11 protein-coding genes are annotated in these 12,431 nt (G+C 42.8%); 1 reads left to right on the plus strand and 10 read right to left on the minus strand.

Annotated elements, in window-relative coordinates:
• Positions 1-17: 17 nt before the first annotated feature.
• From RZO55_RS21970 to arcA, 4 genes are all read right to left on the minus strand, one after another.
• Positions 18-1,307, minus strand: a complete 1,290-nt coding sequence (locus RZO55_RS21970; protein WP_318066403.1) for an AraC family transcriptional regulator — start codon at positions 1,305-1,307, stop codon at positions 18-20.
• A gap of 112 nt (positions 1,308-1,419) precedes the next feature.
• Entirely contained in the window at positions 1,420-2,358 is a 939-nt protein-coding gene (arcC, locus tag RZO55_RS21975) for a carbamate kinase (RefSeq protein ID WP_318066404.1), read from the minus strand.
• Positions 2,359-2,372: 14 nt separating this feature from the next.
• A complete protein-coding gene (gene argF, locus RZO55_RS21980) occupies positions 2,373-3,365 on the minus strand; it encodes an ornithine carbamoyltransferase (protein ID WP_318066405.1) in 993 nt (330 codons plus the stop codon).
• A 19-nt stretch (positions 3,366-3,384) separates the two neighbouring features.
• Complete coding sequence (gene arcA / locus RZO55_RS21985; RefSeq protein WP_318066406.1) at positions 3,385-4,623, minus strand: arginine deiminase; 1,239 nt, start codon at positions 4,621-4,623, stop codon at positions 3,385-3,387.
• Positions 4,624-4,866: 243 nt separating this feature from the next.
• On the opposite strand from arcA, the gene RZO55_RS21990 reads away from it, so the two are divergent.
• Entirely contained in the window at positions 4,867-5,847 is a 981-nt protein-coding gene (locus RZO55_RS21990) for a LuxR C-terminal-related transcriptional regulator (protein WP_318066407.1), read from the plus strand.
• Here the strand turns inward: RZO55_RS21990 and RZO55_RS21995 are convergent.
• From RZO55_RS21995 to atpD, 6 genes are all read right to left on the minus strand, one after another.
• Positions 5,839-6,843 carry a helix-turn-helix transcriptional regulator gene (locus tag RZO55_RS21995; RefSeq protein WP_318066408.1) on the minus strand — a complete coding sequence of 335 codons (1,005 nt, stop codon included), beginning with the start codon at positions 6,841-6,843 and terminating at the stop codon, positions 5,839-5,841. The two genes, RZO55_RS21990 and RZO55_RS21995, sit on opposite strands and share 9 nt — an antisense overlap.
• 170 nt (positions 6,844-7,013) lie before the next feature.
• Positions 7,014-8,435, minus strand: a complete 1,422-nt coding sequence (gene arcD / locus RZO55_RS22000; protein ID WP_318066409.1) for an arginine-ornithine antiporter — start codon at positions 8,433-8,435, stop codon at positions 7,014-7,016.
• Between the two features lie 297 nt (positions 8,436-8,732).
• Positions 8,733-9,491 carry a hypothetical protein gene (locus tag RZO55_RS22005; protein ID WP_318066410.1) on the minus strand — a complete coding sequence of 253 codons (759 nt, stop codon included), beginning with the start codon at positions 9,489-9,491 and terminating at the stop codon, positions 8,733-8,735.
• A 66-nt stretch (positions 9,492-9,557) separates the two neighbouring features.
• On the minus strand, positions 9,558-10,478 hold the full coding sequence (locus RZO55_RS22010) for a nucleotidyltransferase family protein (protein WP_318066411.1): 921 nt from the start codon (positions 10,476-10,478) through the stop codon (positions 9,558-9,560).
• Between the two features lie 143 nt (positions 10,479-10,621).
• Complete coding sequence (gene atpC / locus RZO55_RS22015) at positions 10,622-11,020, minus strand: ATP synthase F1 subunit epsilon (RefSeq protein WP_318066412.1); 399 nt, start codon at positions 11,018-11,020, stop codon at positions 10,622-10,624.
• A gap of 10 nt (positions 11,021-11,030) precedes the next feature.
• Positions 11,031-12,425 carry a F0F1 ATP synthase subunit beta gene (atpD, locus tag RZO55_RS22020; RefSeq protein ID WP_318066413.1) on the minus strand — a complete coding sequence of 465 codons (1,395 nt, stop codon included), beginning with the start codon at positions 12,423-12,425 and terminating at the stop codon, positions 11,031-11,033.
• Positions 12,426-12,431 lie beyond the last annotated feature (6 nt).

Raw genomic sequence — 12,431 nt, forward strand, 5'->3', positions numbered from 1 at the left:
CTCCCTCTTTTTTATCATTAGTTAACAAGCACAGCCTGAGCTGCCCGAAACTCATTGGGCAGAATATGCCGAAGCTTTATAAAGTTTCGGCGAAATGTCTTTACCGTTCCATAGCCTACTTCTATAGCAATATCCGTAATAGATTTATCCGTATCAAGAAGCAGCTCACAGGATTTATCAATCCTGAGCCGGTTCAAAAAATCAGAAAAATTGCATTCTACCTGCATTATTAAATGCCGGTTCATCTCCTCTATGGAAATGCCAAATCTTTCTGACGTTTCTAGTGCCTGTATCTCCTCCTGATAATTTTTGGAAATATACTCCACCATCTGGTAAGCCATCTTTTTTTCTTCTATATTTGTTATGTTTAAAACCCTTTGATAAGTTCTGCGGTAATTGCTGATCTTATTTTCCATACGGTAAGAAAACACCTTGGATATATGCGCTGCATCCACATATCCAAGAACAGGTGCTATTTCCTCCAGTGTCATATCCGTATACAATAAATAATTGATTGTTTTTACTATCCGCATTTCACTGACCAATTCATGAAATGCAAGTCCTGTCTTTTCAAAGATATACATACGGACCGATGACCTGCTCAAATAAAACTGTTTTGCTATTCTCTCCAGAGTAATTTTCTCTCCCAGATGCATGTAGATGTAACGTAAGATCAGACGCCGGTTATCCTCTGAACCGTTCTTTATACGTATCTTTTTATCCCCGTTATCAATCACACGGCAAAATGCAATGATTAAAGAAGAAACAAGCATAATTATATTTATCTCCTGATAGGATCTTCTTTCCCTGAAATCCATTACAGATTCCACACCTGCCTCTTTCCTGATTTTAAAAAACAGATATCCCACCTCTTCTCTCATCTCCTCCGAAAGATACGCAAATGGAGTTTCTTCCAGTTTCTTTAAAGCAGAAACCGGATCTGACATGGAGGAAGAAGATTTTATCGTTTCCGCCACCACATCATAATTATATTTAACAATTTCAAAGCTTAAGGCCTCTTCCACCTCTACGATCTGCGTACACTCCCATGGCAGTATGGAAAGCAGTACTCCTGATTTTAGTTCGTACCGTTCCCAGTCTACCTCGATACTGCCTTTTCCTTCTCTCACTAAAATAAATCTCGGACTTTTGTGATACAACGGCAAAGTTCTTTCCGCGATTGTTTCGTAATCAAAGGTGCATATTTTTTTAATATCTATCTTTGAGCAGAACTGTGATTGCAGCTCAATATACTCCTTCATCTTATCAAATCCTTCCAGATTTTGCGTAATACGTTTATAACCCATCGTATATTCATTTGTTTTATTATAATATAAGTATTTCTATTCATGCCTCGAGGAAAGGTATCCCATTTTACTTAATTTATAAATAAAATGGGATCGTATTTTTTCCAATAACTTATTTGCTGATAATCCTTGTTCCGGCTTTCCCGCTTAAAGCCACCGCCGCCTTTTCCAGAGAGCAGATAATGGAAACGCCCTCTTTTTTCTGCTCTATGAATTTCATGGCTGCCTTTACCTTGGGAAGCATACTTCCTGCAGCGAAATGCCCTTCCTTAATGTACTGTTCTGCCTGTGCAAGAGTAATCTGGGAAAGATCCTCCTGATTTGGTTTACCAAAGTAAATGGAAACCTTATCTACAGCCGTCAGTATGACAAATGCATCTGCGTTTACCAGCTCTGCCAGCTTTTCAGCCGCCAGATCCTTATCAACCACTGCATCGACTCCATGATAAGAGCCATCCGGCTCCTTAACTACAGGAATTCCGCCTCCCCCTCCTGCGATGACCACATGGTGGGCATTGATCAGTGTATTTAAAGAAATCCTCTCATAGATACTTACCGGCTGAGGCGAAGCAACTACCCGGCGGTATCCGCGTCCGGAATCCTCTGCATATTTCTGCCCTGTTTTCTCCATCAGGTGCCTCGCTTCTGCTTCATCATAATATCTTCCTATGGGTTTCGTGGGATTATGAAAAGCCGGATCCTTTTCATCTACGATTACCTGTGTCAGCATGGTAATCACAACTGTATCCTGAATTTGCTTTTTAACGAGCTCCTGATCAATTGCCTGCTGGAGATGATAACCAATATACCCCTGGCTCATTGCCGTGCACTCAGGAAGATGCATTTCGGGGACGATTAAAGCCTCATGACCTTTCTCAAAAGCAAGGTTGATCATTCCTACCTGGGGACCATTCCCATGACATACAACCACTTCATATCCTGCCTTCACTATATCCACAACTGCTTCTGCCGTAATTCTTACCCGTTCCAGCTGTTCTTTTGATGTATTGCCCAGAGCGTTTCCGCCCAGCGCGATTACAATTCTTTTCACCCTGACCAACCTTTCTAGCAAAGCGTTGCATACATCACTGCTTTAATGGTATGCATACGATTTTCTGCCTCATCAAATACCTTGGAATATTTTGCTTCAAACACTTTATCAGTCGCCTCCATCTCAGCCAGACCGAATTTCTGATAGATATCCTCACCAATGGTTGTTTTTCTGTCATGGAAGGATGGGAGGCAATGCATAAAGATGGCCTGACTTCCAGCATTTTTCATGACCTTTTCATTTACCTGATACGGACTCAGCAGCTTGATACGTGTATCCCATACACTATCCGGCTCTCCCATTGAAACCCATATATCCGTATATACCACATCAGCCCCCGTTGTTCCTTCCTGTACATCTTCCGTCAATGTTATGGTGCAATTGTTTTCCGCTGCAATCTTTCTGCACACCTCAAACAGATCTTCATCCGGCCATAAATCTTTTGGAGCGCAGGCTGTAAAATTTAGCCCCATTTTTGCGCACGCCACCATTAACGAGTTTCCCATATTATTTCTGCCATCTCCCATAAAAGTAAAGTTTATTCCTTTTAAAAATCCAAAATGCTCTTCAATGGTCAGAAGATCTGCGAGCATCTGTGTCGGGTGAAACTGATCCGTTAACCCGTTCCAGACGGGAACGCCCGCATACTGAGCAAGCTTGGTAACCAGTTCCTGGCTGTAACCCCGGTACTCAATTCCGTCATACATTCTTCCAAGGACTCTGGCTGTATCTTCAATACTTTCTTTTTTTCCCATCTGTGAGCTGCCCGGATCAAGATATGTAACTCCCATTCCCAGATCATTGCCTGCCACCTCAAAGGAACAGCGGGTTCTGGTAGAAGTTTTTTCAAATAAAAGAACAATATTTTTTCCCACAAGATATTTGTGAGGAGTGTTGCTTCTCTTTAAATCCTTAAAATTCTTAGACAGATCAATCAGGTAACGGATTTCCTCCGGTGTAAAATCCAGTAATTTTAAATAACTTCTGCCTCGTAAGTTAACTGCCATTTCTTTTTCTCCTCTTTCTTTAGTAATTGACCGGTTCACGATCCAGCGGCATGCTCATGCATCGGGGGCCGCCTCTTCCCCTGGATAATTCAGCACTTGGAATTTCCAGTACATTCAGCCCACGCTTTTTCAATAACTCATTGGTTTTTGTGTTTCGCTGATAGGTGACAATGGTTCCTGGTGAGATGCAAAGAGTATTGGAGCCGTCATTCCACTGCTCTCTTTCTGCTGCTATCATATCCTCTCCCCCGCACTTGATCAGTTCAACCTTATCAATTCCAAGGCTTTTCTCCAGAACGGTCTCAAGATCAGAATTCTGAACCTCTACCTTAATATCGCCTCTGCAGTTTCCTTTTTCAATCTTGTAAATACGCAGAGGTCCCAGAATTCCCGGGTGAATGGTAAACTTGTCATAATCAATCTGTGTAAACACCGTATCCAGATGCATAAATGCCCGGCTGTTAGGAATATTAAATCCCAGGATAGTCTCAATCGTACTGTTTTCATTTCCGAAAATATTCTTTGCCAGCAGCTCCAGGGCATCTGGTTCTGTTCTTTGGGATATACCAACTGCAAGAACCTTATCGTTAATGTTTAAAATATCTCCTCCTTCAATATGAAACGCATTGTAACGGTCATAATACTTATCAACCTTTTCTTTAAAATCCGGATGGTATTTGAAAATATACTCCCCATAAATCGTCTCCCGGTTTCTGGTAACAGAATACATACGGTTCAGACTGACGCCATTTCCGATGCATGCGAATGGATCACGGGTAAAGTAAAGATTTGGCATGGGATCAATCACCAGCTTAGAGGGGTCGCTCATAAGATCTACCAAAGAATCGCTTTTCGTATAATTGAGCTCCTTAAGTACAATGCCTTCCATGGATTTCAGAACGAGTGCTTTGCTGTCATTCTTAAACTGCATCATATAATCGTAAATTTTCTTCTTATACAGTCCGGTGGATATTCCAGCTTCATTGATCCATTGCTTTATGAACTCATCTCTGATTTCATCGCTTAAATCCAGTACCTCAGCCATAACGTCTTCCAGATACAATACCTCTACGCCATTGTTTCTTAATGTCTCGGCAAATGCATCATGCTCCTGCTGCGCAGCCTCTAAAAAAGGAATATCATCAAAGAGAAGCCTCTCCAGTGTATCTGGTGTCAGATTTAATAATTCCTTTCCCGGTCTGTGCAGCAATACTCTCTTTAAGCGGCCAATTTCACTTTTTACATTAATACTCTGCATAATTAATAACCTCCTTTTATGTTTTATCATTGGCATATTGTAACGCTTTTGCTTCTTCGCATTCACGCCTCCCAAAGAATAGCATCAAAAATTCGGGTTTGGAATAAACCTTTCCATTTATTTTTATGCATAGTTATACATTTGCAACAAAACCCAGGCTAAACTTTATACATTTTGCACAATTTTTCCTTGATCTTTGCTTTCCTGTTTGCTATACTGAAAGGAAAAAGCCCAAAGGTATTTATGAAACTGTTACTTTACTTATACGACAATATCCTTTTAATTTTATACTTTGGAGCGTGCCTTCTTGCCTTCTGCCGCTACTTGAGTGAGCGGTGCTGCATCTCTGCCAGTTTATCCGCACTCTATCTCTGTTTATCTGTCAATCAGCTTGTTGAAGCCATGGCAGAATTTCTCCCTGAATTCGGTCGGTTCTATCAGACTGTCTATTTCACTATGCCCGTATGGAATACGTTTATATCCATAACCGCTGCTATCTGCCTTTTATACCTGAGCTATCAGCTAAACCACACATCAAAGCTTCCATTTCACGAATACTTGATTCTGTGTATTTTCATATTTCTTCTGTTGCTGATTCCCACCTTAAAAAGCAGCAGGACTACCCTGTTTCTTTATAGCTCTCTGTTTCCTCTTGCCTTACTTTACAGAGGCTTCTCATTTCACATTCTTATAAATCAGGCAGCCTGCAGTCCAAGCAAGAAGGGTGGGGGTGATTTTCGTCCTGCGCTGTCCCCATTCATTCTCCTGTTTTCTCTTTCCGGTATCATAGAAAACTATATCAGAATTTTTGTTCTCCCTGTCCGCAGCGGGCTGTCCTTGTGCCGTATCTTTTCTATTGACTTTTTATTTGGCTTATCCGCCCTGGTTTATATCTGCTTTTTCCTGCAAAAAACAGCAGCTCTGCACACATGCAAAGCTACTGTAAATTCCCAGGAACAGGTAACGGAATCTTTCGCATCTCCAGATACCGAATCTGCCTGTTATTATTCTTTTTGTAAAGCCTATTCCCTCACTCTGCGAGAACAGACCATCCTTACGGAACTGTTAAACCGCACCACCGATGAGCAGATCAGCGCCAAACTTCTTATCTCAGCCTTTACCGTACATTCCCATGTCCATAACCTCTTAAAAAAAACCGGTACAAAATCCCGGCAGGAATTATATACCCTCTATGAGAACGCAAAAAAGCAGAGGTCAGGTTAACGGAATCTGCACCCGGCTTTCATAAAACTTCTCATATTTGCCAATCAGTTCGGACCGGTTCCTGGAATCCGTTTTTTCATAGATCCCATGCGCATGAAATTTAACGGTTCCTACAGACAACCCCAGTTCTTCTCCCATTTCCTGATAGGTCTTCTCCTTCAGCAGCAGATACAGCACATCACGCTGGCGATTGCTTAATCCGAAAGCCCTGACAAAAGGGTCTTCGGGAAAAGGAGTCTTTTCCTTGCAGACTGCCGCAGCAGAAAGAAGCATCCCAGGCTCCATTGTTTCAGCCGGTTCTTTCTGCTGAATCAGCAGTGAGAATCCGCTTTTTACTCCGATCACTGCCAAAATCACAAAAAATATGTCTTCACTTAAATTGTGCTCCATAAACACCTTCAGATTCAACGTATTGATCACATATTGAAAGTGGAAAATAACCATGCTGTCTTCAGCAAAAATCAGTATGGAAAAGATGCCCCCAATGAGAAAAATAAACCGGTATTTCCTGATCCTTTTTTTATACTCTCTGTCTTTCGCAGAAGCATATCGGATAAAATAATAAAGAACAAAGCATGCCAGATATACCTGCCGAATGGTATAAAATATCCAGTGCTGACTGACTGATCCGTTTAAATCTCCCACATAGACCGTCACACAGATCAAAGGCATGATAATAATTACATGAAGAATGCTGGTCTTTTTCTCAAGTAAAGAAGCGGTAAGAAACATATACAGGGTACTTATGGCAATTCCGCAGATAACCTTAACACTGAAATAGGTTAATACATTATAAGCACCTTCAAAAAGAGGCAGTTCGAGCAAAAATTCTGACATGAAAATAATCATGGAATTCACGCAATAAAAGAACATAAGCATGCCGGCCTCAAACTCCCGGACATGCTTTGTTTTACAGTATGCAGTTACATTAATCGTACAGGAACAGGCAAATATTATAATTAATACGATGTCGAAGATAAAAATTGTTGTACTCATTTGGACCTCACATTATCCATTCTGCTACTCCTCTGAAACATCTTGCTCCACTGCCGTTTCCAATCGTTCTCCCTATGTCGAATCATATCATTAAAAGTAAATTTTTGTCAATTTTACTGCTATATTTTATGTATCAGCACAAGGCAATGTAATAATCTGAAGGTTCACAATCAGACAGCAATTCCACCTGTTATCAGCATGTATACAGATATCGCTGCACCCATAAGAATGAAAATAATTATGATTCGCTCTTTTGTGGAAAATACCTTTTCCACTCCGTTTTCTTTTCCTGCTTTCACATAGAGGAAAATTCCAATAATATAAACCAGCATACAAAGAAGAAAATACCCTATTCCGGATGCCCATATCGCCCATGCATAAAAAATAGTTCCAATAAGTCCTATTGCCAGCTGTCCAGCTTCTCCCCTTTTTCCTCTGTTTTCATAAGAAAGCTTCACCTGATATACACATACCAGAATCCAGGTTACAAAAATTGCAGCAGTACAGAGTGAATATGCAAAATGATAGGCCTTATCCGTAAACAGCAGAGTGAAGATGAAAATCTGTGAAAGTGCCGTCATAAAAACCAGAGAGAAGGTTGGAACATTCTTGTCATTAACTTCTCCGAATTTTTTCGGAAGAAGTTTCTGCTGAGCCATTAGCAATGTGGTTTCAACCGGAAGCATGGTCCATGACAACCAGCAGCCTGCGACAGATATAATCATTGCGATATTAATAAAAGCGGCTCCCCACGGGCCAACTATATAAGAAAGAAGATATGCCATGGTGGGCTGCTTCAATTCACATATCTCAGTACGGCTCATCAGCCCATAAGGCAAAAGAGACAAAAGAAGGTAAACACATAAAAGCCCTGCCAGCCCCAATACAGTGGCCTTTCCAGCAGTGTCCTTTGTTATGGCACGATCTGACATCATTGCCGCACCCTCAATTCCTACAAACACCCACATAAGCACCATCATGCTGGAATTTACCTGAGATACCACAGCCTTTAATGAAAAGTTTCCTGATACAGTTCCCCAAAAGTCTGCGGTAAATATCTCCGACTTGAATGCAATGATTGCAACAACCGCAAAAAGTAAAAGGGGGACCAGCTTACAGATTGTAATTATAGTATTTAAAAATGCAGCGCTTTCAATCCCCCTGTTCACGACCAGACACATAATCCAGAGAATCACGCTTGCAATTATAATGGAAAGAAGATTGCTTCCATCACCAAGCGCAGGGATAAAGTAACTGAGCGCGCTCATCATAATGGTTGCAAAAGCAATATTCCCCAACCATGCGGATAGCCAGTAGCCCCAGCCGCTGATAAATCCCCCAAAAGGTCCAAAGGTTTCTGTTGCATAGCTGAAAATCCCGCTTAATTCAGGTCTCTTATTAATGATATTTGTAAGTGACAGGCACAGCATGAGAACTCCCGCTCCTGTAATGATCCACGCTGCAATAGCGGCCCCTGGGCTTGTCCCCTCTGCCATGTCTGATGCAATTCCAAAAATTCCGCTTCCAATGGAAGAACTGATCACCAGTGCAGTCAGTGCCAGCAACCCCAGTTTCCTATTCTTTTTTTCCATAAAAAACCTCCTATGTATTGATTCTTTTATAGTAAGGAATTTTAGGAAAAGATGTCTGCCTCAATCAGACTGTTTACTTGTAAATTGGTACTGTATTTTTAAGATGAATCCGCTTAAAATTAATAATAATAGTTCAAAAAAGCTTCCATGCTGAGCTTCATACATGAAAAACCGAATCAAAATTATATACCGAACAACAACAAATACTGGCTTTTTCTTCCCTTCAGAGTTTTACAAGAAGCTTCCTGATATAAAAAAACAGCTCCCCCTATAAGAGGAAGCTGTTTTTTCCATTACCTATCTGCATCGTCCGGAATTACATCTTCTGCGGTGCATTTCATTTAGAAGCAGTACAGATACAATATCACCCAGCCATCCATTGCCCTGTGACGGACGGGGACCTTTTCCCCAGTATGGCGGCTTCGGTCCTGGGCCGGGACCCCAGTATGGCGGTTTCGGTCCTGGACCCGGACCCCAATAGGGCGGTCTCGAACCCGGACCCCAATAGGGCGGTCTTGAGCCGGGCCCCCAATGCGGCGGTCTTGGACCGGGCCCCCAGGGCGGCGGTCTCCAGCCAGGAGGCTTCGGTCCGGGCGGACCCCAGCCAGGAGGACCCCAAGTGGAATAACGGTCATTCAGTTCTGCTTTTTCCACCTCTTCATTTTCCCATTCCATCGGCTCTGTCTGCATCTGTGCGGCTGCTTGTGAGCTGTCATCATTCCCCATGAGCAGTTCATCAGTTATGATCCCTTCTTCACGGATCTTAGCGCAAATGGAATCACAAACCTGATGAATCAGCAGACGATCAGGAAACTCATCGTACATTGGGCTGTCTTTATAATCCAGATGATCACATGCTGAAACGACGTATTCATGCAGACGTTTCATATGTCCCGGGTACATTCCCTGTAAATATTCCAGATCCTTTGCAATAATATCGTTGGGCTCCAGAGAACTTTCCCTGATACTCCTGTCTCCATAAGGCATGTAAGGCGGCAGGCTTTCATAATTCTTTCCATAAGTATAGTCCGGGTTGCCTGGCACGGTTGTTATCACTCCCTGCTTTTAGCTTATACAACACCATTCTATGCTAAGCGGATCAAAAAAGTGCGGATATTGCCGTTAAAAAAGACGTTCCGGATAAATTCCTTTTGAAACCAGTTCTCTGATTGCTGCGGAAACAGCCGGTTTATCCTCTTTATAAGTTACTCCAAACCACTTATCTTTTGTTTCCAGCACATGGACTCTGGCCATATCCTGACTGATCAGCCGGTCAATGATCTTAGGAAGCAGATATTCTGATTTGATATCTCCTTCTTTCAAACTTTCTAAAAATAGAGGAAAGCCCCGTTCCAGCTCCATTAAAAATGCAGGAGACAGCCCCCACATATTCATCGAGACATTCTGTTTCAGAGGCACCTTCACCGGATTCCCCGCATCATCTTTTCCGTAAGCCTCACCGTCTTGCATCGTGAGTTCATAGGTCTCTGTAACTTTTTTTAATACACCGTCATCTCCTACCTGGCATACGCCTCTGGTAACGCCGCCATTCTCGCTTAAGGTGTTGCCCAGAATAAAACCGCTCATGCAGAGGTCAAATGGTTTCGCATCCATGTCCATCCGATTCACCAGATAGTCATGCATCTTCACAAACCCTTCTTTTCCATAATAATCATCTGCATTAATCACTGCGAAAGGCTCCCGTATCATGTCCCTGGCACAGAGAATCGCCTGTCCGGTACCCCATGGTTTTGTTCTTTCCTCCGGTTTATGAAAGCCATCCGGAAGATCATCAAGCTCCTGAAAGGCATACTCCACCGGTGCAATCTCAGCAATCCGGTTGCCAATGATCTCTTTAAAATCTTTCTCCAGATCCTTGCGGATAATGAATACAATTTTATTAAAACCCGCTTCTAAAGCATCATAAATAGAATAGTCCATAATGATCTCACCACTGGGTCCAACCGGCTCCAGCTGTTTGATCCCTCCGCCAAACCGGCTCCCGATGCCGGCTGCCATAATCACTAGTGATGTTTCTTTCATAATACATTCTCCCTATTTCATTTTATCTGTCCCTTAGTATAGCATAGTTTTAGGATATAATCCACAATCAGAGACTTTTCTGGTATATTAATCCACAAAAAAAGGGGACTCAAACCGCATAAATCGGTTTAAATCCCTTTTTTCTATTTCATAAGAGAAATTCTGACCAGCGCCTTTTTTAACGCGATCTCCGCTCTTATAATATCGATTTCTCCGTCCTGCTCTTTCAAGCGGCGTTCTGCACGTATCTTTGCCTCCTGTGCACGGCTTATATCGATTTCCTCCGGCCACTCTGCCACTTCTGCCATAATTACAATTTTTTCCGGTAAAATTTCCAGAAATCCCGATATCAGTGCAGCTTCTTTTATGCCGCCTTCTTCATGAATCTTTATAATTCCCGGTGCAACAATCGCAGTCATGGGAATATGTCCCCGGTATACACCGATCTCGCCTTCTTCCGTAGTAAGTTCTACCATTGAGGCATCTCCCTCGTAAAACTTTCTCTCAGGAGTTATGATCTGCAGTTTGAATAAATCAGCCATCTTCCACCCCCTATTTTTTCACGCGGGCAAGAACGTCATCAATGCTACCAGCATTTAAGAAATAGCTTTCCGGTATATCATCATGCTTTCCTTCCAGAATCTCCCTAAATCCCTGAATGGTATCAGAAAGAGGCACATAACGTCCTTCCAGACCGGTAAACTGCCCTGCTACGAAGAAAGGCTGGGATAAGAATCTCTGAATCTTTCTTGCACGGGCTACAGTCAGCTTATCTTCCTCAGAAAGTTCATCCATACCAAGCATGGCGATAATGTCCTGAAGCTCTTTGTACTTCTGAAGTACTTCCTGAACGCCGCGGGCAACATGGTAATGCTCTTCGCCTACAATACGGGGATCAAGAATTCTGGAAGTGGACCCTAACGGATCTACTGCAGGATAGATACCAAGCTCTACAATAGAACGGTCAAGAACCGTTGTTGCATCCAGATGGGCGAATGTATTCGCCGGAGCCGGGTCAGTCAAATCATCTGCCGGTACATAAACTGCCTGAACGGAAGTGATAGAACCGTTCTTTGTTGATGTAATACGCTCCTGAAGCGCACCCATCTCTGTCTGAAGAGTGGGCTGATAGCCAACGGCTGAAGGCATACGTCCAAGAAGAGCGGATACCTCAGAACCAGCCTGGGTAAAACGGAAGATGTTGTCAATGAATAAAAGCACATCCTTACCACCCTGGTCACGGAAATACTCAGCCATGGTAAGCCCTGTAAGACCGACTCTCATACGGGCACCCGGCGGCTCATTCATCTGTCCGAAAACCATGGTTGTTTTATTGATAACGCCTGATTCCTGCATCTCGTGATATAAGTCATTTCCTTCACGGGTTCTCTCACCAACTCCCGTAAATACAGAATATCCGCCATGCTCTGTGGCAATATTACGGATTAATTCCTGAATCAATACGGTTTTTCCAACTCCTGCACCGCCGAACAGTCCGATCTTACCACCCTTCTGGTAAGGGCAGAGAAGGTCAACGACTTTGATTCCGGTTTCCAGAATCTCTGTATCTGTCAGCTGCTCCTCAAAGCTTGGAGCGGATCTGTGAATCGGGAAACGTTCTTTTACATCCGGAGCTGGTTTCTTATCGATTGGATCGCCCAGAACGTTAAAGATACGTCCCAGAGTCTCTTCTCCAACCGGCACGCTGATAGGAGCGCCTGTTGATTTCGCTTCCATACCACGTACCAGTCCATCGGTTGTGCCCATGGCGATACATCTTACGGTATCATCGCCAAGATGCTGGGATACTTCTACAACCAGTCTGCCGCCGTCTTTTGTGATAATATCAATGGCTTCATTGATGTCCGGCAGCTTACCCTGGCTGAACTTGATATCCAATACGGCACCGATGATCTGGGTGATCTTACCAATATTTTGTTCTGCCATCTTGTT

The sequence above is a fragment of the Clostridium boliviensis genome, from assembly GCF_033342255.1.
Lineage (GTDB): Bacteria > Bacillota > Clostridia > Lachnospirales > Lachnospiraceae > Lacrimispora > Lacrimispora boliviensis.